At 65.7% G+C, this 20,243-nt stretch carries 22 protein-coding genes; 19 read left to right on the top strand and 3 right to left on the bottom strand.

The window, feature by feature from the left end; translation table 11 throughout:
* Window positions 1-9: 9 nt before the first annotated feature.
* On the top strand, window positions 10-858 hold the full coding sequence (locus tag B4400_RS07270; protein WP_078309102.1) for a PDDEXK-like endonuclease domain-containing protein: 849 nt from the start codon (window positions 10-12) through the stop codon (window positions 856-858).
* Between the two features lie 102 nt (window positions 859-960).
* Here B4400_RS07270 and B4400_RS07265 read toward each other — a convergent pair whose 3' ends face one another.
* Window positions 961-2,361 carry an amidase gene (locus B4400_RS07265; protein ID WP_078309101.1) on the bottom strand — a complete coding sequence of 467 codons (1,401 nt, stop codon included), beginning with the start codon at window positions 2,359-2,361 and terminating at the stop codon, window positions 961-963.
* A gap of 73 nt (window positions 2,362-2,434) precedes the next feature.
* Here B4400_RS07265 and recO point away from each other — a divergent pair, with 73 nt between their 5' ends.
* Genes recO through B4400_RS07250 form a run of 3 tightly spaced genes read left to right on the top strand, consistent with a single transcriptional unit; the run spans window position 2,435 to window position 4,498 of the window.
* Window positions 2,435-3,220, top strand: coding sequence for a DNA repair protein RecO (recO, locus tag B4400_RS07260; protein WP_078291039.1), 786 nt, complete (start codon window positions 2,435-2,437; stop codon window positions 3,218-3,220).
* Window positions 3,183-4,091, top strand: coding sequence for an isoprenyl transferase (locus B4400_RS07255; protein ID WP_078309100.1), 909 nt, complete (start codon window positions 3,183-3,185; stop codon window positions 4,089-4,091). Before recO ends, B4400_RS07255 begins: the two co-directional genes overlap by 38 nt.
* Window positions 4,091-4,498: a hypothetical protein gene (locus tag B4400_RS07250; RefSeq protein WP_078309099.1), complete on the top strand. Its 408-nt coding sequence runs from the start codon at window positions 4,091-4,093 to the stop codon at window positions 4,496-4,498. Before B4400_RS07255 ends, B4400_RS07250 begins: the two co-directional genes overlap by 1 nt.
* On the opposite strand, the gene B4400_RS07245 is transcribed toward B4400_RS07250, so the two are convergent.
* Complete coding sequence (locus B4400_RS07245; RefSeq protein WP_286141887.1) at window positions 4,495-4,887, bottom strand: Fur family transcriptional regulator; 393 nt, start codon at window positions 4,885-4,887, stop codon at window positions 4,495-4,497. The two genes, B4400_RS07250 and B4400_RS07245, sit on opposite strands and share 4 nt — an antisense overlap.
* A 35-nt stretch (window positions 4,888-4,922) precedes the next feature.
* Window positions 4,923-5,282, bottom strand: a complete 360-nt coding sequence (locus tag B4400_RS07240; RefSeq protein WP_005060366.1) for an ArsR/SmtB family transcription factor — start codon at window positions 5,280-5,282, stop codon at window positions 4,923-4,925.
* Window positions 5,283-5,771: 489 nt separating this feature from the next.
* On the opposite strand from B4400_RS07240, the gene B4400_RS07235 reads away from it, so the two are divergent.
* The 15 genes from B4400_RS07235 to B4400_RS07165 are packed head-to-tail and all read left to right on the top strand — an operon-like array spanning window position 5,772 to window position 20,241.
* Window positions 5,772-6,854, top strand: a complete 1,083-nt coding sequence (locus tag B4400_RS07235) for a hypothetical protein (protein WP_078309395.1) — start codon at window positions 5,772-5,774, stop codon at window positions 6,852-6,854.
* Window positions 6,844-8,010, top strand: coding sequence for an N-acetyltransferase (locus B4400_RS07230; RefSeq protein WP_353615240.1), 1,167 nt, complete (start codon window positions 6,844-6,846; stop codon window positions 8,008-8,010). The genes B4400_RS07235 and B4400_RS07230 overlap by 11 nt, the downstream gene beginning before the upstream one ends.
* Complete coding sequence (locus tag B4400_RS07225) at window positions 8,010-8,990, top strand: SDR family NAD(P)-dependent oxidoreductase (RefSeq protein ID WP_078309097.1); 981 nt, start codon at window positions 8,010-8,012, stop codon at window positions 8,988-8,990. Before B4400_RS07230 ends, B4400_RS07225 begins: the two co-directional genes overlap by 1 nt.
* Window positions 8,987-10,045 (top strand): fatty acid desaturase family protein, encoded by a 1,059-nt coding sequence (locus tag B4400_RS07220; protein WP_078309096.1) that lies wholly within the window; start codon window positions 8,987-8,989, stop codon window positions 10,043-10,045. The genes B4400_RS07225 and B4400_RS07220 overlap by 4 nt, the downstream gene beginning before the upstream one ends.
* The gene (locus B4400_RS07215) at window positions 10,042-11,397 is read left to right on the top strand and encodes an aminotransferase class III-fold pyridoxal phosphate-dependent enzyme (protein ID WP_078309095.1); all 1,356 of its coding nucleotides are present in this window, start codon (window positions 10,042-10,044) and stop codon (window positions 11,395-11,397) included. Before B4400_RS07220 ends, B4400_RS07215 begins: the two co-directional genes overlap by 4 nt.
* Window positions 11,379-12,902, top strand: coding sequence for a pyridoxal phosphate-dependent decarboxylase family protein (locus B4400_RS07210; protein WP_078309094.1), 1,524 nt, complete (start codon window positions 11,379-11,381; stop codon window positions 12,900-12,902). Before B4400_RS07215 ends, B4400_RS07210 begins: the two co-directional genes overlap by 19 nt.
* The gene (locus B4400_RS07205; RefSeq protein WP_078309093.1) at window positions 12,899-13,609 is read left to right on the top strand and encodes a hypothetical protein; all 711 of its coding nucleotides are present in this window, start codon (window positions 12,899-12,901) and stop codon (window positions 13,607-13,609) included. The genes B4400_RS07210 and B4400_RS07205 overlap by 4 nt, the downstream gene beginning before the upstream one ends.
* Window positions 13,606-14,124, top strand: a complete 519-nt coding sequence (locus B4400_RS07200) for an Rv1443c family protein (protein WP_078309092.1) — start codon at window positions 13,606-13,608, stop codon at window positions 14,122-14,124. Before B4400_RS07205 ends, B4400_RS07200 begins: the two co-directional genes overlap by 4 nt.
* Window positions 14,121-14,873 carry a hypothetical protein gene (locus tag B4400_RS07195; RefSeq protein WP_078309091.1) on the top strand — a complete coding sequence of 251 codons (753 nt, stop codon included), beginning with the start codon at window positions 14,121-14,123 and terminating at the stop codon, window positions 14,871-14,873. The genes B4400_RS07200 and B4400_RS07195 overlap by 4 nt, the downstream gene beginning before the upstream one ends.
* A 2-nt stretch (window positions 14,874-14,875) precedes the next feature.
* Window positions 14,876-15,814, top strand: a complete 939-nt coding sequence (locus B4400_RS07190; RefSeq protein ID WP_078309090.1) for an ABC transporter ATP-binding protein — start codon at window positions 14,876-14,878, stop codon at window positions 15,812-15,814.
* Window positions 15,811-16,581 carry an ABC transporter permease gene (locus B4400_RS07185; RefSeq protein WP_078309089.1) on the top strand — a complete coding sequence of 257 codons (771 nt, stop codon included), beginning with the start codon at window positions 15,811-15,813 and terminating at the stop codon, window positions 16,579-16,581. Before B4400_RS07190 ends, B4400_RS07185 begins: the two co-directional genes overlap by 4 nt.
* A gap of 15 nt (window positions 16,582-16,596) precedes the next feature.
* Window positions 16,597-16,839 (top strand): acyl carrier protein, encoded by a 243-nt coding sequence (locus B4400_RS07180; protein ID WP_030095215.1) that lies wholly within the window; start codon window positions 16,597-16,599, stop codon window positions 16,837-16,839.
* The gene (locus B4400_RS07175; protein WP_170914940.1) at window positions 16,836-18,518 is read left to right on the top strand and encodes a fatty acyl-AMP ligase; all 1,683 of its coding nucleotides are present in this window, start codon (window positions 16,836-16,838) and stop codon (window positions 18,516-18,518) included. Before B4400_RS07180 ends, B4400_RS07175 begins: the two co-directional genes overlap by 4 nt.
* 35 nt (window positions 18,519-18,553) lie before the next feature.
* Window positions 18,554-19,384 carry an ABC transporter permease gene (locus B4400_RS07170; protein ID WP_078309393.1) on the top strand — a complete coding sequence of 277 codons (831 nt, stop codon included), beginning with the start codon at window positions 18,554-18,556 and terminating at the stop codon, window positions 19,382-19,384.
* A complete protein-coding gene (locus tag B4400_RS07165) occupies window positions 19,381-20,241 on the top strand; it encodes an MlaE family ABC transporter permease (protein ID WP_078309087.1) in 861 nt (286 codons plus the stop codon). Before B4400_RS07170 ends, B4400_RS07165 begins: the two co-directional genes overlap by 4 nt.
* The last annotated feature ends 2 nt before the right edge of the window (window positions 20,242-20,243 follow it).

Below are 20,243 nucleotides of genomic sequence, written 5' to 3'. Positions count from 1 at the left end.
GGTCCTGCCATGGGTGGGCTCATCGTTGCAAGCGAGGGACTGGCGTCGGGGGTGCTGACACCGCAGATGCTCCGTAAGGACTACGCGAAGGTGTTCCAAAACGTCTATCGGCGACGCGATGTCGAACTGACCGCAGCGCTTCGCGCCGAGGCGGCCTTCTTGTGGTCCGGGCGCAAGGGTGTGGTGTCTGGAGTGTCAGCCGCTGCGTTGCACGGCAACTCATGGATATCGGCGGATCGACCGGCCGAGCTAGTGCGTCGGCGACACGATTCACCACCGGGGATTGTGATCCATAGCGACAGATTGCTGCTCGCGGAGGTGATGACGGTTCGTGGGATACTAGTGACCACACCGGCCCGCACGGTGTTCGATGTTGGCCGCCGTGTCCGGCTAAACAGAGCTGTCGAGCTTGTTGATGTGCTGCTGCGGCTGTGCACAGTTGAATCGGTCACGCGAGTCACCGAGCGGCATCGCGGGGCGCGAGGGCTGAGGCAGTTGGAACGCGTGCTGGCACTGGCGGATGCAGGTGCGGAATCGGTGCAGGAAACTCGACTACGTATGTGTCTCGTTGGTGCCGGATTGCCCGAGCCGGAAACTCAGATCGAACTGCGCGGTCCCGACGGGCGGACCATTCGCCTCGACATGGGCTGGCGGGAACAACGGGTGGCCGCCGAATTCGACGGGGCGCAGCACTGGGGCGATTCTGACCAGCATCGCCGCGATATCGAACGGCACGAGATGATCGCTTCGATGGGCTGGCGGCTGGTGCGTGTCAGTCGTGATCAGCTGGCGCACCGGCCCGACGCAGTGATCGAGCGCGTGCGAGCGGCACTGACCGCCGCGCAGCGCGCCGCCTAGTCATCGAAGCTACGGTTTTCGACGCATTTCACGAGTAGCCGACGCAAAACACGGCGTGTCGATGCAAAGGGACGGCCGAGGGGAGCGCGGCAAAAGGGCCCGTCACCACCAGGGGTCGGGGGTCTCCGATGCCCAGTTGTTGATCGATTCGAGCTGCGCCGCAAGGGAAATCAGCAGTGGCTCGCTATTCGCCGGACCCATCAGCTGTACGCCGACCGGCAACCCGTCCTCGGTGAAACCGGCGGGCACGTTGACCGATGGCCACCCGAGCACATTCCACGGCCAGGTCATGGGGCAGGCGCCGATTTGTCCGCGATCCGTTGCGATGCTGCCGATATCGTCGAAATCGTAGATACCCGTTGGCGGTTGGGCTGTCGTTGGCGCCAGCACGACATTGAAGCTGCCGAAGATCTTGCCGACGCGTGCCTGCAGCCTCGGCTCCGCGGCACGCGCCCGCCGCAGCGCCCAGCCCGCCAGGCGTCGGCCCGTACGCATGTTGGTCACGGTGCGGTGATCCCAATGCGCGCCGGCATCGAGCCGGTCCTGCCAGGGCAGCAGCCCGGCGGTCGCCCGCGGCAGGAAGTTCAGGCCGAGCCCGACGCCGTAATCCGGATCGCCCTCGGACACCATATGCCCGAGCGAACGCAGCTGATGGCCCACATAGCGGGTCGCGGCTTCGATCGTCGGATGAATGTGCGCGGGAAACCCTGAGAACGGAACCTTGAGCGACAGCGCGATACGCAGCTGCCCCGGGTCCTCCTGGACGGCGTCGAACACCCGCACATGGGGTGGCTTGTGCAGATCTCCGGGCGCGCTCCCCGAGGCGGCGTCCAATAACAGCGCGGCATCGGCAACGGTGCGCGCCAGGGGCCCGTGCACCGTAATCCCGTTGAACGCCTCCGCCAGTGGCCAGGTGGAGATCCGTCCACGCTGCGGCTTGATGCCGACCAGGTGCGTCCATGCGGCCGGAATCCGGATGCTTCCGGCCCCGTCCGAACCGATTGCCCCGGCGACGAGGCCGGCCGCCACCGCGGCGGCGCTACCCCCCGACGATCCGCCGGGGGTGTGAGCGCGGCTCCACGGGTTGCGGGTGTGCCCGAAGCCGGGACCGCTGGTGAAGCCCCACTGGCCGAGCTCGCAGGTATTGGTTTTGCCGACGATGATCGCGCCCGCTGCCCGCAGCCGTCGCACCAGTTCGGCGTCCTCGGATTCCGAGCCCACGGCCCCGGCGGTACCGAATGCGGTGGGGGTGCCCGCCAGGTCGGTGTCGTCCTTGATGGCAATGGGAACCCCGAGCAACGGCAGCCGCTCGCCCCTGGCTAATCGCTTGTCGGCCTCGGCGGCATCGGCGAGGGCGCTCTTGGTGCACACCACCCGGAACGCGTTGAGGGTCGACTGGCTGGATTTGATCGCGTTGAGCGCCGCGAGGGTCAGGGAAACGGAGCTGGCCGAACCCTCTACCAGCGCGGAGGCCTGGGAGGTGAGCGTAGGAAAGCCCGACATGACCAGAAGGGTAGGCCGTCGAAATAGTGCGTCAATGCGGGGATTCGTCGGTACCAGATGGAAAACTGTTCGCATGCGGCTTTATCGGGATCGTGCTGTTGTGCTGCGGCAGCACAAGCTCGGTGAGGCCGACCGCATCGTGACCCTGCTGACCCGCCAGCATGGCCTGGTCCGCGCGGTAGCCAAGGGGGTGCGCCGCACCCGCAGTAAGTTTGGGTCGCGGCTGGAACCGTTCGCGCATATCGATGTGCAGCTGCATCCGGGACGCAATCTGGACATCGTCACGCAGGTGCAGGCCATCGACGCCTTCGCGTCGGACATCGTCAGCGATTACGGCCGGTACACCACCGCCTGCGCCGTCCTGGAGACCGCTGAGCGGATCGCCGGTGAAGAGCGCGCCCCGGCCCTCGCTCTGCACCGCCTCACCGTTGGCGCGCTCAGGGCCATCGCCGATCAGCAGCGCTCCCGCGAGCTGGTTCTGGATGCGTATCTGTTGCGCGCCATGAGCATTGCCGGGTGGGCACCCGCCATCAACGAGTGCGCGCGCTGTGCCACCCCCGGCCCGCACCGGGCCTTCCATGTGGGGGCGGGTGGCAGCGTCTGTGTGCACTGCCGTCCCGCGGGTGCGGCGACTCCACCGCCGGGTGTGCTGGAGCTGATGGCCGCACTTCACGACGGCGACTGGGCGGCCACCGATGACGTGCCGCAGACCCAGCGCACGCAGGCCAGCGGATTGATCGCGGCGCATTTGCAGTGGCATCTGGAGCGCAAGCTGCGGACACTCCCGCTGGTCGAACGCGGGACCAGGTTAAATATGACCCATGGTGAAGAGCAGCCAGCCCGATCCGCAGCAGGATAAGTACTTCACGGATTGGGCCGACGTCCCGCCCGGCTACGCCCCGACGTTCCCGGACAAGACGGTTTTTCCTGCCGTTTTCCCCAAGCTGCTGCCCGGTTCGGGCCCCGATGGCACCCGTCCACATCCCGCGCCCAAGCATCCGTCGGGGGCGATACCGCCGGCCATCCCCAAGGAGCTGGTTCCCCGGCACGTCGCGGTGGTGATGGACGGCAACGGGCGCTGGGCGCGCGCCCGCGGGTTGCCACGCACCGAGGGACACAAGATGGGCGAGGCCACCATGATGGACATGGTCTGCGGTGCCATCGAGATGGGCATCCCGTGGCTTACCACCTACGCGTTCTCGACGGAGAACTGGAGAAGGCCCGCGGACGAGGTTCGATTTCTCATGGGCTTCAACCGCGACGTGGTCAAGCGTCGCCGCCACGACCTGAACAACATGGGCGTGCGGTTCCGCTGGGCAGGGCAGAAGACGCGGTTGTGGAGCAGCGTCTACAAGGAGCTCGAGATCACCGAGGAGCTCACCAAGAACAACAGCACGCTGACGTTGACCACATGCATCAACTACGGTGGCCGGGCCGAAATCGCCGAAGCCACAAGGAGAATCGCCCGGCTGGTGGAGTCCGGACAGCTCAAGCCGGACCGCATCACCGAGGAGACCGTTGCCAAATACCTCGACGAGCCGGATATGCCTGACGTCGATCTGTTTCTGCGGCCCTCGGGTGAGTTTCGGTCTAGCAACTTCATGATGTGGCAGTCGGCATACGCCGAGTTCGTGTTCCAGGAAAAGATGTACCCCGATTTCGATCGCCGCGACCTCTGGGCGGCTTGCCTGGAGTATGCGCAGCGCGACCGGCGATTCGGTACGGCCTAGTGACCGACCCCGATAACGGAGCCGACGAGATTCTGGACCGGGTGCACCGTGTGCTGCACCCGGTGCTGCCGGTCACCAGGGAAGCCGACGGTGCGCTGACCGCCGATTACGAGGGCACGCTCTCCTCGATCCGCGCAGTCACCATCGCGCCGGGCCTGGATGTGGTGTCGCTGTCGCAGGTGCTGGCCTGGGACGTGGCCGTCAATGCGAAATCGCGGCACCTGGTCGACGGGCTCGCGCAGAAGTCCCTGTTTGGGAACATTCTGTTGATCACCAAGGGGCGCAAGGCAGATGTGTTGTTGCGCTACAACTTTCCCGCCACCGAAATCACGGATGAGGCATTGGTGACACTGCTACTGATGGTGTTTTCGACGGGCGCTGACGCGAGAAAGGCGTTGGGCAACTAGGGGACCGGGTTGGCGGCGCTGCAGCGACTGCACAGACCGAAGACTTCCACCGTGTGGTGGACTTCGGTGAAGCCATGCTCCACGGCGATGTCGGCGGCCCACGCCTCGACCGCGCCTGCCTGTACCTCGACCGCGAAACCGCAACTCTGGCAGACCAAGTGGTGGTGGTGGCCGTCCGAACAGCGCCGGTACACGGACTCGCCCGTGTCGTTGCGCAGCACATCGACCTCGCCCGAGGTCGACATCGACTGCAGGGTCCGATAAACGGTGGTCAGGCCGATGCCTTCCCCGGTGCGCTTGAGTTCGTCATGCAGTTCTTGTGCGGACCTGAATTCGTCGGTCCGTTTCAGCAGGGCGGTAATGGCCGCGCGCTGGCGGGTGGAACGCACGGTTCCCGGCAAGACCGGCCGCTCCTCGCGGACGCTCATCGCTGTTCCTCGGTGTGCGCGACGGCGTCGACGACGATATGAGAGAGGTGATCGTCGACGAGGCGGTACATCACCTCGCGCCCCTGGCGCTCTCCGGAGACCACGCCGGCGGCCTTGAGTACCCGTAGGTGCTGGCTGATGAGCGGCTGGGCGACACCGACCGCGTCGACCAACTCGTGGACGCAGCGTTGCGATTCGCGCAGCTGTAGCACGATGGCGATGCGCACCGGAGCGGCAAGTGCACGGAGCAGCTCACCGGACTGTTCGAGGATCTCGCGCGGGGGCAGCGGGCCGGGCGGCGTGAGTGGAGCATGCGGTGGTTCGTCATGTGCGGAACTAAGCACGGTGTTCACCACGGCGCTTCACCTCAACCTGAATCACGCCCCGGCCTGTCCGGAGACCCAACATACGGTCCGGCGGCAAACCGGGCCCATCTCTTGAGGGTAGTGGCCGATTGCCGATCTGGTTATCAGGGTGTGGTCGTGGCGGCTGGGGACCAGTGGGGACTCGGGTCACGGCAGGACGCCACCCCTGACTCTCTGAAAGTTTGCTGTAATGCCTGGATTCGCCGGCGTCGTGGGTGGCGAGTGGAGCGGAAGGGCCTGTAAGCCCGGTCACGCTCGGCGACTTGACCATGGCGGCCTGGTGTTCACTCCAGGTCGGCGTGATCGGGTTTCTGATCTGTCGCATCGTAATTTATGCACCTTAACCGGCCAATTGTGGGTGAGCAGCGTCACAGCCTGCTCACAGGTCTCGGCGTTGACACGTGGCCGCTACGTCTCTACGTTATGAAAACGATAATCATTATCAATTAATGTTGTGACGTCTACCTGAGGATGATCGCCATGGCCACCTTTGCTACCGGCACCGACGAGCTGAAGAACACCGACGGTGTGAACCGGCCGGGGTGGTTTGTCAGCAGACGCGTCGACATCCTCTTCGTCTTCGGTTTGGGCGCGTTGTTGTCAGCAGTGCTCTTCGCGGCCGACGGGCACAAGGGGGTATTCCTCGTCGGTGCGGTGGCCTTCTCCCTGCTTTCCGACCTCCCGCATGTGCTGACCACGACGGCGCGTGTGTGGATGGATCCACGCGAGCGGTCCCGGTTCTGGGCGCACTATGTGATCAGCTTCGTCGTGGTCGCCGCGATCGTCGGCACGTTGTGGTTCGGCGGCTGGATGGTGCCGCTGCTGGCCGTCTGGGCCTATTGGCAGGTGTTCCACGTTCTCAAACAGCACTTTGGCATCATCAACATCTACGCCGCGAAGAATGGCTACAAGGGCCCGCGCAACCGGATCAAGTACGCGCTGTACGCCGTCTGCCTGGCTCCGGTGCTGTACCGGGCGAGCCAGGGCCTGAACTTTTCCGAGTACGTCGTCTTCGGTCACCGACTGCCCTTCTCGAACCTGAGCGTGCCGGTGCCGCCCATTCCCGGATTCTTGGTTATCGCTGGATTCGTCTGCGCCGCAGTCATGTTGGGTATCGCCGTCTGGGAGCAGGTGCAGCTGAAGCGGGCCGGACAGCGCGCACTGCCGGCCATGTCGGTGGCAACCTTCGTCATCGCGGCGCTGTCCTACAACCTGTCCTATCTGCTGGTCTCGGACCTTTTCGCGCTCATCCTGATCGCGACGACAACGCATAGTCTGCAGTACCACCTGATCAACTGGACGCGGAACAACACCCGCTTCGCGCGCACCGAGGATCCGGGCGAGAAGAAGCTGCTGCTGGCACGGCTCTCGACGCGTAAGGCGCTGCCGCTGTACGTCGCCTTCTTCGGGGGGCTGGGCATCCTCGCGGGGCAGCTCGACACGGTCATCTTCGCGGTCCCGCTGACCTTCGTACTGCACCACTTCTACATGGACGGCGCGCTGTGGAAGAGCAAGGGCAATCCCGAGCTGGCCTACGACCTGGGAATCGTCCGTGCTGGATAGTGGACTGATCGAGCAGCGACAGGCTCGCCTGCCGGTGTCGGTGCGGCGCGTCGCATCGCACCGCGAGGCCAAGCAATTCGTCGCGATGCCCTGGCGCATCTATGGTGACGACCCCAACTGGCGCCCGACGCTGCGCCGCGTCATGCACGCGAAGATGAACTCCAAGCACAACCCGCTGCACCGCGAGGTGCAGATCGAGAACTTCGTCGCCTACCGCGGCGACAGCCCCGTGGGCCGCATCTCGGCCAGCATCGACTCGGCGTACGTGCAGCGCTACGGCGAGTGCGCATTCTTCGGATTCTTCGAGAGCGAGGATGACGACGCGGTGGCGGGCGCCCTGCTCGGGGCGGCCGAGCAATGGGCCGTGCGCCGGGGCATCACCAAGATGGTCGGCCCGTTCAGCTATACCTCGCGCGAGGAAGTCGGCCTCCTGGTCGCCGGGTACGACAGGCCGCCGGCGGTCATGCAGCCCTACAACCCCCGGTACTACCCGGCGCTGGTAGAGGCGGCCGGATATCGCAAGAAGTTCGATACCGCTTCCTTCCGCTGGCATGTCGACGGCAGCAGGGAGGTCCAGCAGCGCCTGCTCAAGCGGGCCGACGCGGTCATGCGCGACCAAGGGGTGACGGTGCGCTCGGTGCGGATGCGCGACTACGGCGACGAGCTGGAGATGTTGCGCGGTCTCTACAACGACTCCTTTGCCCACCACCCCGAGAATGTCCCGCTCAGTCGTGAGGTGTTCTCGGGGATGGCTGCGGAGATGCGGCCCCTGATCGACCCGAACATCGTGCGCATAGTCGAATCCGCTGGCAACCCAGTGGGATTCCTGTTGATGCTCCCCGACGTCCACGAGGTCGTCGGACGCTCGGGCCGGCTCACGCCGGCGCTGCTGGCACGGCTCGCGGCCCGGCGCGACGGGCGCATCCGCAGAATCGACACCGCCGTCGTGGTGCTCATCGGCGCGGTGCAGACCCAGTTCGGTGCAGGGATCGGAAGGATCCTAGCGGGGGAGATCGTCCGGACGATCACCGGCAGCGGCTACTCCTCGGTTGCCACCACCTGGGTGCATGAGGACAACGTGTGGTCGAATTCGCTTACCTCCCAAATGAAGACGGACCCGGAGAAAATCCATCGGGTCTACCAGAAGGCGCTGTGATGGGCAGCCGGATACTGGTCACCGGGGCCACCGGGTACCTGGGTTCTACCCTCGTCGCGTCTTTGGTGCAGGCGGGCGAACGGGTCACCGTCCTGACGAACCCGCAGGACTCCGCCGTACTCGGCAGCGAACTGCGTGCGCACGTCGACACGGTCTGCGCCGACATCACCGATGCGCAGAGCATCGATGACGCGATGCGCGGTGTGTCCCACGTGTATCACCTCGCCGGTATCGCGTCACCGAATGCCCGGCTGGGACACAAGATTTGGCAGACCAATGTCCTCGGCACCTACCAGGTGGCGGGCGCCGCGCTGAAGCATGATGTCCAGCGCGTGGTGCATGTGTCGTCTACCGCTGCCGTCGGTTACCCGCCCAATGGTGTGGTAGCGGATGAAGACTTTGATCTGCGGGATTCGGTGCTGGACAACGTGTATTCGGCGTCCAAACGTGCGGGTGAGCGGCTGGTGCTGGACTTCGCCGAGCGCGGTCTGGACGTTGTCGTCGTGAACCCCGCCGCCGTGTTCGCGCCGGGCGCGGGGCCCGCCCGGTCCTGGCAGGGGCTGTTGGTCGCCGCCCGCAAGGGCCTGCTGCGCATGGTGCCGCCCGGCGGCACGGCGGTGTGCTCGGCACGGGATTTCGTCGTGGGCACCACCGCGGCAATGGCCAAGGGGGACAAGGGTCGCCGGTACATCCTGAGCACCGTGAACCTGTCGTACCGGCAGATCGGGGAGCTGCTTGTGGCCGCGGTGGGGCGCGATCACCCGGTGCGGTCCGCGCCTATGGGGCTGTTCCGCGCGGTGGGCAAGGGCAACAGGCTGGTGCGTGATGTCTCCATGCGCTTCGACCCCGACGATGCGCTGATTCCCGAGAACGTGGAACTGATGGCCCGTGAGGTGTATTACGCGCCCGATAGGGCAGTGCGAGAGCTGGGAATTCCTCAGGTGTCTACCCACGAATTGATAGCGGAGTTTGTGCGATGACGGTCGAAGCGCGGCAGACGCAGGGTGGCTCCAAGGAAGCGCTCGGCATATCGATGGCCGATGCGCGGGCACTGGTGGCAGACCTGACCGCACGCCGTCAATGGATCTACTGGCTGGACCTGGCTGCCTGCGTAGCGATCGGTTACACGGCATTCCTGTTGTGTCCGGCCGATGATCTGCTGTCGGTGCCCGCGGCGGCGTGCATGGTGGTGGCGGCCTTCGCGTTCTATCGTGCCGTGTTGTTCGTCCACGAGCTCGTGCACGCCGAGCGCGACCTGCGCTGGTTCTCGATGGTGTGGCACGCGATATGCGGAATCCCGCTACTGACACCGAAGTTCACTTTCGAGTTCCATCATGAGCACCACGCGTCGCGCACCTATGGCACCGCAGAGGACGGGGAGTACGTGGCCTACAGCAGCGAACCGCGCTGGCGCGTCATCCTCTTGCCGTTCACGGCGCTGGGCGGGCCATTGGCATTTGTCTTCCGGTTCCTGGTGCTGGCCCCGTTGAGCTGGCTGATTCCCGCGATCAGGCCCGTCGTGCTCACCCGGGCATCATCGCTCATGATCGACGCCGATTTTGAGCGGCCGTTGCCGCCGGAAGGAACGCCCCGCTCCTGGCTGGTGCAGGAAATCGCTTGTTTCGCCTACACATTGGCCTTGCTGGTATTGCTGCTCCTGGGCGCCTACTCGCCGTACCGGCTGCTGGAGGCGCATCTGGTGGTCGCCATGGCGTTGTTCGTGAACTGGCTGCGGGTGCTCGCGGCGCACCGGTACGAGGGCACGACCGAGCGGATGACCTTTCCTGAACAGGTTCTCGATTCCATCGACCACCCCTCGGTTCCCGTGCTGGGTTCACTGTGGGCGCCGGTGGGGTTGCGCTTCCATGCGGTGCACCACTTCTTCCCCCAGTTGCCCTACCACCAGTTAGGTGAGGCGCGCCGTCGGCTCATGGCGGCGATCCCGTCGGATGCCGGGTACTGGTGCACCGAAGACCGTTCACTCGCCTCATCGCTGCGGCGTCTACTCGCTCACCCGCGTAAGGACACGGTATGAACACCACCCAATTGACGTCCATGGCAAGAGAATCCGGAGCCGCCACCTACTCACGCCGCCTGCCGATACGGCCGGTGGAGGCGCGGGGTGCCCGGGTGCGCGCCGATGACGGCCGCTGGTACGTCGACTGCCTGGCCGCTGCCGGGGCCATGTCATTGGGCTGGAATCACCCCGTCGTCAGTGAGGCCGTCATGAAGACGGTTTCCTCCGGAGAGCCATTGCTGTCACTGGACTTCCACACGCCGTCCCGGGACCGATTCGTCGAGGAGCTGCTCGCCATCCTGCCGGTGCGGCTTGCCGCCGAGGCCAGCATTCACTTGTGCTCACCGAGTGGGGCGAGCGCGGTCGAGGCGGCGCTCATGCTCGCCGAGGTGGCCACCGGCGGGCGCGAACACGTGGGCGTGCAAGGCGGGTTCCACGGCTGCACGCGGGCCGCACGCGCGGCGAGCTCCGGAGGGGGCTTGCGCCAGCAGCCGGTGGTGCTGTCGCCGCACGCGAGCTTCCTGCCCTACCCGCAGGAGTACCGCAGCCCGTTTGGGGTGGGCGGGGAAGAGGGTATCGACCTGGCGATCGCAGCGGCCGAAGGGCTTGCGCGTCCGCACAGCGGCGTGACGGCGCCGGCGTCGCTGATCGCCGAGTTTGTGCTGGGTGAGGGTGGGGTGATTCCCGCTCCGCCCCGCTGGGGGCAGGCATTGCGCCGGACCGCGTCGACGCTTGGGATACCGCTGATCGCCGATGAGGTGCAGGCCGGTATGTACCGCACGGGTCCGGCATGGGCGTTTCAGCACTGCGGCATCGAACCCGACATGGTGGTGATCTCCAAGGGGCTCGGCTCCGGTATCCCCATCGCTGTCCTGGTGGTGCGTAAGGAATTCGACGTGTGGGAGCCCGGTGCGTTCACCGGGACCTTCCGCGGGAACGCGATGGCCTTTGCCGCCGCCAGCGCCGTGATGCGCTTCGCGCGCGAGAACGGCCTGCGTGGGCAGGTTGTCGCCCACGGCAAGGTCTTCCTGGATGGCTTGAATGCCATCGCATCCCGCTCGAACCTGGTCGGTGATGTGCGCGGAGTGGGGCTGATGCTGGGCGTGGAGATCGTGGACCCCGATCTGCCGTGGCCGCACGACGCCGGAGCGCCGGCGCCGGAGCTGGCCGCCGACATTCAGCGTGCGTGCCTGCACTACGGCCTGATTGTGGAGACCGGGGGCCAGTACGGCAACGTGGTGCGATTCTTGCCACCGTTGACCATTGAGGAACCCGATATCGCCGCGGCGCTCAACGCATTCGAATCGGCCCTGGAGGCGGTGGAGCGCACGCGGTCCACCAGCGAGCGCGTATGGGCAGAATCCTGGTGACGCCCAATCCGAGTCCCTTCGTGAGTGACTTCCTCACGGGGCAAAGCAAAACCGCGTATCGCGAAGCCATCGCGCTGGCGGCGGACCGAGCGAGCGCTGCGCTGGGTGGAGCCACCAGGCCGGGCCTGGTGGACGGCTACGCGGCGCTGAAAAGTGATGCCGGCCGCCTCGATCTCGACGATCCCGAGGGCGTTGGACTGAGCCGGGCACTGGACGAAGCGGCCGGGCTGCTCGCGGAGAAATCGGTGGTGGTGACCCACCCGGCATATCTGGCACATCTGCACTGCCCGCCGGCGCTGCCGTCGCTGGCTGCCGAGGTACTGATCAGTGCGTTCAATCAGTCGATGGACTCCTTCGATCAGGCGCCGGCCGCCACCGCGATCGAGCAGCAGGTTGTCGAATATCTCTGCGCCAGAATGGGGTACGCACCCGGCTCGGATGGGACCTTCACCAGTGGGGGCACCCAGTCGAACCTGCAGGCGCTGTTGCTCGCGCGGGACCTGTTCGCCCACAACACCTACGGCTGGGATATCGCGGCACGGGGTTTGCCGCCGCAGGCCAGTTCGTGGCGTGTGTTGTGCACCCGGCAGACGCATTTCTCGGTGCGGCAGGCACTCCGGCTACTCGGGCTGGGGACCGACGCCGTCATCGAGGCGCCCACCGACGAGGCCGGGCGCCTGCGGGTCGAGGAACTTGCGGGAATCCTGGACGGGGCAGACCGTGCCGAGACGCCCGTGTTCGCGCTCGTGCTTACCGCGGGCACCACAGATTTCGGGGCGATCGACCCGCTGGAAGCGCCCATCGCCCTGGCCCGGGCGCGGGGGATCTGGAGTCACGTGGATGCCTGCGCGGGTGGATGCCTGATCTTCAGCGAACAGCACCGGAACCTGCTGCGCGGTATCGAGCTGGCGGACTCGGTTGCACTCGACTTCCACAAGCTGCTGTTCCAGGCGATCAGTTGTAGCGCCCTGTTGGTCCGCAGCCGTGCGAGCTTCGATGTGCTTGCCGCGCATGCCGATTACCTCAACCCGGAGAGTGACGCCGAGCACGATGTGCTCAATCTGGTGGGCAAATCGCTACAGACCACCCGCCGTTTCGACGCGCTCAAGGTACTGGTCACGCTCAGGGCGATGGGCCGGCGTCACGTCGCGGCGATGATCGATGCCACCTGCGCCGCGGCGCACTCCGCGGGTTACGCGGCGGCCGAACACCCGGACCTGGAACTGGCGGCACCGGTGTGCACCAACACCGTGGTGTTGCGCTGGCGGCGGCCTGGCCTGGCGGTCGAGGCGTGCGATGGGATCAACGACACGGTTCGCGCCGAGCTGGCGCACCTCGGCAGGGCGATTGTGGGCCGGTCCAGTGCGGCGGGAGGACAGGCGATCAAGCTCACCTTCGTCAACCCCTTGGTCACGGCTTCGATGGCAGCCGCGATGGTCTCCGAGATAGCCGCCCACGGCAACCGGATCTGGTGTGCCCGTATCCCGGAGGGCAGCGCCGTATGAGCAATCCCGTGGTACGCGTCGAACGCGTGCCGGCCTCCGATGCGCGGTTTGCCTGGGCGAAGAATGTCGAGTTCTCGATTTTCGGCCTGGAGAACGATTTCGCCGACGATGTCGATATCGCGGCGGGGGAGATGGTGCACTACCGCCCCTGGGAACGGTCGTCGGAGATCTACGTCGGGTTTACCGAAGAGTCGCGTGAGCACCCCGTGGGCGTATTGCGTTCTCTGCGTCACGATCCCGAGCTTGGATTCGACAGTTTCAGCACCTTGCGCGACGCCCGGAGCTTCCGGGGCGACGGTGGACTGGCGCGCAATTATCTCTATCCGCGGTGGGATTCGTTCTTCGGCGAGGTGGCGCCGGAGCGCATCGCGGAGCTGGCCACCCAGGGGGTGCGCAAGAGGTACCGGCGCGCGGGAATGATCGAGCAGATCTGGCAGGCATTCTTCGGCAGTCTGGCCGCCGACGGCGTCCAGTTTGTGACGGTGGCGCTGGTGGTGCCGCTGTTCGACTGGTACCACCACCTGCTGCCACAGCGGCTGCATCAGATCGGCGACATCCTGCCCAACTACATCGGTGCGGACAGCGTGCCGGCCGTCCTCGACATCAGCGGCTCCTTTGTCCCCGACGCCGCCGACGCCGTTCGTGACGGCTCGCTGCTGACCGCCGCCACCGCACTTCCGTCCCCCGATAAGGAAAGAACCAGATGAGATCGATTCACACCGAAGAGCATGTTTTCCGCAAAGTCAGCGAGATCGACTGTCCCGTAGACAAAGTGTGGGAGCGGGTCACCTCGCAAGAGGGCATCAACGATGAGATGGGCCCTTACATGAAGATGACCATGCCCAAGCAGTTCCGGGGCAGGTCCATCGCAGATGTCACTCCGGGCACCCGGATTGGCAAGAGCTTCCTGCTGTTGTTCGGCGTCCTGCCGTTCGGGTTCGACGACATCACCGTGGCGCGACTCGAGCCCGGCCGGATGTTCCGTGAGGAGTCGCTCATGACCGGTATGCGGGTGTGGGTTCACCACCGCACCCTGGAGCCGGTGGCGTCCGAGACGGGCGAAAAGACCAGGGTGACTGACGAGATCACGTTGGCCCCGCAGGCGCCGCTGGGACTCATTCCCGGGTGGGGCAGGCTGATGAGCAAGATTCTGGCGGCCTTCTTCGCGCATCGGCACCGGCGGCTGAGCCGGACCCTGTCTGCCACCGGAGCCGTGCGATGAGACGCCTCGGGGCGGCAGCGACCGCGGTGCTCTCGGTCGCGGTGGCCGCCGCCTGCTCGCCCGTGAACGAGGAGGCGGGAAAGCCCGTCGGACATGCCTTCGCACTCTTGAAGTATTCGGCAGCACCAGGGGAACCGGCCTCCGAGCCGCAGGGAAAATCGCCCTTCGGTGACTATGCCCAGGAGGTCTCCGGCTCGGTGACGTATCTCGGGGAGACCACCGCCCTACCCGGTGCCGGTGTCATGACCGTCGGCCCGGGTCCCCGGCGCGGCGAACTGAAGATCGAGCAGTACTACCAGGGGGACCGATTCCCGTACGAGACCGGGATTGTCTCCGGCGGTGAGGGCAAGCCCAGCACCCTGGATGCCATCACCATCGTCAACCCGCTGGATTCGCGGGTGACGCTGCAATGCACCATCGACGGCGGAATCTCCCTGGCGGACATCGACAGTGAGCGTGAACTCAACGGCACCTGCGGCGGCGGAGCCAAGGCACACGGTCACATCAGGCCCGAGGGCAGTCGCAAGGCGAGCTGGCGCGACAAACCCGTCGAGCTGGTGCGCACCGTCATGGATCTCACCGTCACCGGTGCCAGCAGTGGCCAGATCCACCAGACCAACGAGGTTCCCAGGGACAGCACGGTCGCCAGCTTTCCCTTGTTCACATCGATCGACGTGAACATGACGGCACAGGGCATCAGCCTCGCCGAGAAGCTGGAACGCCACGTCCTGCCGAAAGTGAAGGGCTGAGCATGACCACAGAGGAGAAGACCCCGGCATTGCGCGCGGCTGATCTGGTCAAGGCCTACCCCGGTGCGGAGAATCGCGCCGTCGACGGGCTGAATCTGACTATCCCGCAAGGCATCGTCTATTGCCTGCTCGGCAGGAACGGTGCGGGCAAGACCACCACCATCCGCATGGCGACGACGCTGCTGGCCCCCACCAGCGGGGAGCTTGAGGTGCTCGGAATTCCCGTCGACAAGACCAAGGAATTGCGTCCCCTGATCGGCGTGGCCCTGCAAGAGGTGGCGCTGGATCTGTGGATGTCGCCGGTGGAACAAATCCGGATGAGCCTGGCCATCGCAGGCTGGCCCAAGGGTCAGCGGAAGGCGCGCGAGGAGGAGCTCGTCGAGCAGTTCGGCCTGGGCAGTTACCTGAACCGGAAGGTGGGCGCGCTGTCGGGCGGCATGCGCCGCCGTGTCGATGTCGCGTTGGCGGTCGCCCACAACCCACAGATGTTGTTCCTCGACGAGCCGTCCAGTGGGCTGGATATCGAAGGCAAACAGGAGGTGTGGAATGCGATTCGGCTGCTGCGTGCCGAAGGGCGCACCGTCGTGCTGACAACGCACGATATGGACGAGGCGGTGTCGCTCGCCGACGAGGTCGGCATCGTCAAGAGCGGTCAACTTGTCGCGTCGGGCTCCACTCAGGAGTTCACTCGCAGCCACGGTTACGCGGTCGACATCTCGGCCGACGGCGGCGTATCGGAAGACACGGCCAAGGAGTTGGTGGCCGCGGGCTACGCCGTGCAACGCACGGAGACCGGGACTTTGTCGGGGACTCTGGATTCCGCGTCGGCATCGGATCTGGCGACGCTGAGCGCGGAACTGGGCCGGGTCGGGTTGGGCGCGGCCAGTATCGAAGTGCGATCCACCTCGTTGCGCGACGCATTCCTGGAGGTAACCCAGTGACCGCCTTGTCCAATACCGCACGGCTATTCCGTCGCTACGTTGTCGTGGGCCTGCGCCAGCCGGTCTTCGGATTCATCTTCCCGATCGTCTTCCCGGTCGTTCTCGTGATTTTTGTGCGGTCGATGTTCCAGCGCGTCGCGGACCTGCCCGGATTCCCGCTCTCCTCCTACACCGCGTACATCGCGCCCGGGCTCATCATGCTCATTCCGATGCTCGGTGCGGGGTACGGGGCCGGGACGCTCATCGACGAGATCAGATCGGGGTTCACCGACCGGCTGCGGCTGTATGGCGTCTCTACCGGGCAGATCATGGCGGCCAAGATCGGTTTCGAGATGTTCCGCATCCTGCCGGCCGCGGTCATCGTCATCGGACTGCTGGCCTTTCTCGACGCACCACTGCGGGCGGGGCTGTTGACCGGGGTGTTCCTTGTGCTGGTGATGTTCCTGTGGTCGGCGGCCTACAGCTCGCTGTTCTACCTCGTGGCGCTGCGCACCCTCAATCCGCAAGCGCCCGTGGCGATGTTGCCGCTGGCATTGCCGGTGCTGTTCGTCAGCCAGGCGCTCATGCCCTCGGTGTTCCTGTCCGACTGGCTCAGGATCAGCATCAACGCAAACCCCTTCTCGCACATTGTGTCCGCCGCCTCCACGATCATGTACGGCGAATTCGACGTGATGCTCGTCGTCAAGGGTGCGCTGGTGGCCATTGGCATGTTCGCGCTGTTGCACATACCCATCCATCTGGTGATCCGCCGAAAAATAGGCAAGTAGAGGGCTGCAAAGAACATGGAAACTACGTCCGAAGTCCGCGAGTTCCTCATCGAGTTCATCGCCGAGGAACTCGAGATGCCCACCGGAGATGTCAACGACTTCTCGGAACTGGTGGGCGATCTCGGGTTCGATTCACTGTCGTTCGCGGTCGGGGTATCGGAAATCAAGGGCCGCTTCGGTATTCAGCTGACCAAGGATGATGTCTTCGAGTGCAAGACGCTCGGGGCGTTGATCGAACTGGTCGAGAGCCGTTTGTGATGAGCCGCTTGCGCGAAGAACGTCCGTTGATGAATCCGGTGCTCGACAGACTGCGCACCAGCGCCATCACCGAACGCGGCCTCACCTCGGCACCACTCGGAGCCGACGGCACATCACGGTTGGCTGAGCTGCGCACCACGGCCTGGGCCGATGTGCACCAGCAGGGGCTGCGTATCGCGGGCGCCCTGCACGCGGCGGGCGTGCGCCCCGGTGACGCCGTCACCGTATTGGCCGGTAGCCCCGGTGAAATCGCACCATTGGTACAAGGCATCTGGATGTCGGGTGCCTCCGTGACCATGCTGCACCAGCCCACGCACCGATCCGATATGCAGGTGTGGATCGACGACACCCGCAAGGCAATGGCCGCGGTGGGCTCCTCGACCGTGGTGGTGGGGGACCCGTTCCTCGCGGCCGCCGGGCAGTTCGCGTCGGTCGGTGCTCGCGCCCTGCAGCTTCCGGGCCTGTTGTCCGGCGGGCCGGGGGAGATCGTCGATACCGACCCAGACGCTATCGCCTTCCTGCAGTTGACCTCCGGGTCCACCGGCACGCCGAAGGCGGTCAGCATCACCTATCGCAATATCGAGGCCAATCTACGGGCGATGGTCAGCGCATCGGGCGCCGATCCTGAGTCCGATGTGGTGGTGAGCTGGCTGCCGCTGTTCCACGACATGGGCATGATGGGCTACCTGATCGTCCCGATGTGCCGGGGGATGAACACCGTCAGTGTGACCCCCATGGATTTCCTCGGTGATCCGCTGCTGTGGGCGGAGCTGATCAGCAGGTACCGCGGCAGCATGACGGCCGGCCCCAATTTCGCGTACTCACTGCTGGCCCGCAGGCTGCGCAAGGCACCCGACGGCGCCTACGACCTATCCTCGTTGCGGTTCGCACTCAGCGGCGCCGAGGCCATCGATGTCGCGACCCTGGAACGATTCGTCACTGAGGGTGCGCGTTTCGGTATGCGTGCGGATGCCATCGTTCCCGCGTATGGCATGGCGGAGGCCACCCTGGCGGTCTCGTTTGTGCGGCGTGGCGAGGGCTACCGGGTGTGCCCGCCGCATCCCGATCTCCTCGCCGCCCAGGGTGACGAGGCCAGCGCCCGTGTGGCACTGGGTCTTCCCCTGCCCGGCTGTGAGGTGCGGGTGGTGTCCGACGACCGCTCGGTGCTGCCCGTGGAGACGATCGGTGAGCTCGAGATCCGTGGGGAGAACGTCACCGCCGGGTACCGCACCGCGGCGGGGTTCGAGCCGATGCTCGACGCGCAGGGCTGGCTGTCCACCGGCGACATCGGGTACCTCACCGAGGATGGGCAACCGGTGATCTGCGGCCGCAAGAAGGACATCCTGATCATCTCCGGTCGTAACGTGCACCCCGAGGACATCGAGCGGTCGGTCGCGGGGGTGCCGGGAGTGAAGTCGGGCGGTATCGCCGCGGTACGTCTGTCCACCGCCGCGGCGGGCGAGGGGTTCGCGATGGTGGCCGAATCGGCGCTGCACGCCGACAGTGCCGAGAGCGCACGCATCCGTGCCGAGGTGGCTGACCGTGTCTACCGCAGCCTGGGGGTGAGTCCGCGCGATGTCCACGTGGTCCCGGCCGGGTGGATCCCCAAGACGTCCTCGGGAAAGCTGCGCCGGAGAGCGACCAGTGACCGGCTGAAGAGGTGTGAACCGACCCGATGACGACACGGGAACAACTTCTCCGTGTCCGCACCTGGATGCCCGAAGGGCTTCGCACGCTTGGTGATCGCGGTGCGCGCTATCTGCGGCACCATCCGATCGCCGCGCTCACCACCGTCGGCGAACAGTTCGTTCTCGGTGCGCACACGCTGCGGTACTTCGCGACCGACCTGGTGACGGGCCGGTTCCAGTGGGCGGAGTTCGTGCGGCAGGCGGCGTTCATGGCGGGCACCGCCGTGATGCCGACGGTGCTGGTGGCACTGCCCATCGGGGTGACGCTTTCCATCCAATTCGCGCTGCTGTCAGGTCAGGTCGGCGCTACCTCGCTAGCCGGCGCGGCCAGCGGGCTGGCCGTGGTGCGGCAGGCCGCCTCGTTGGTGGCTGCCATATTGCTGGCCTCGGCGGTGGGCTCGGCGATGACCGCCGACCTCGGCTGCCGGACCATGCGGGAGGAGACCGCGGCCATGGAGGTCATGGGGGTGTCGGTGGTGCGGCGGCTGGTGGTGCCGCGCTTCGCGGCGGCGATCGTCGTCGGTATCGCCCTGACCGGTGTGGTCTGCTTTGTCGGGTTCCTGGCGAGTTATCTGTTCAACGTATATGTACAGGGCGGTGCCCCAGGAAGTTTCGTCGCCACCTTCGCCTCGTTTGCGACCACGGGAGACCTGCTGCTGGCGTTGGTGAAGGCCGCGGTGTACGGCGCCATTGTGGCGGTGATCGCCTGCCAGAAGGGGCTGGCGGCGCACGGTGGACCGACCGGGGTGGCCAATTCGGTCAACGCGGCCGTCGTGGAGTCCGTCCTGCTGCTGATGGTCGTCAACGTCGTGGTCAGCCAGGTCTACACCATGTTGTTCCCGCGGGGGGTGCTATGACCGCCACGCTGCCGACTCCTCGGGTGATGCTGCGGCCCATGGTGTTCCGTGCCGACACCGCGATGAGGCCACTGGCGCGGTTCGGTCATATGATCACCTTCTTCCTGCACGCCTTCCTGGCGATCCCGATCGTCCTGCGCCGGTACCGGCGTGAATTCCTGCGCCTGCTTTCCGATATCACCTGGGGCAACGGGTCGATCGTTGTCGGCGGGGGCACCGCCGGTGTGGTGCTGGTGCTCGGTGTCACCACCGGAGCCCTGGTGGCGATCGAGGGCTACAACTTCCTGGAACTGATGGGCCTGGGCCCGGCCACGGGGGTCATCTCCTCATTGGTGACCACCCGCGAGCTCGCGCCGATCATGGCCGCGCTGGCCTTCGCCGTGCAGGCGGGATGCCGCTTCACCACCCAGCTTGGGTCGATGCGCATCTCCGAAGAGGTGGACGCGATGGATTCCCTTGCTATCCGGCCGATTCCCTATCTCGTGACGACGCGCCTGATGGCGTCCGTGGTCGCCATCATCCCGCTGTACGTGGCATGTCTGACGATCAGCTACTTGTCCTGCCAGGTCATGGTCGGCATCGTCAGCGGCGGCTCGCTGGGCCCGTACCTGCACTACTTCACGCTGCTGTCCAGCGGCACGGACATGGCCTACTCGGTCCTCAAGGCCATCGTCTTCGTCTGGATAGCCTCGGCCGTGCAGTGCTATTACGGGTTCTGCGCGGACGGCGGACCGGAGGGTGTCGGTATTGCGGCGGGGCACGCGATGCGTGCCAGCATCACCGCGGTGATCGTGGTCAACATGCTGCTCACCATGGCGCTGTGGAGTATCGACTCGGGCGCCAGGTTCGGGGGATGATC

Source organism: Mycobacterium sp. D16Q13, from assembly GCF_002013375.1.
GTDB lineage: Bacteria > Actinomycetota > Actinomycetes > Mycobacteriales > Mycobacteriaceae > Mycobacterium.
The sequence above is the reverse complement of the archived record's forward strand: the minus strand, read 5'-3'. Positions and strand labels throughout refer to the sequence as shown.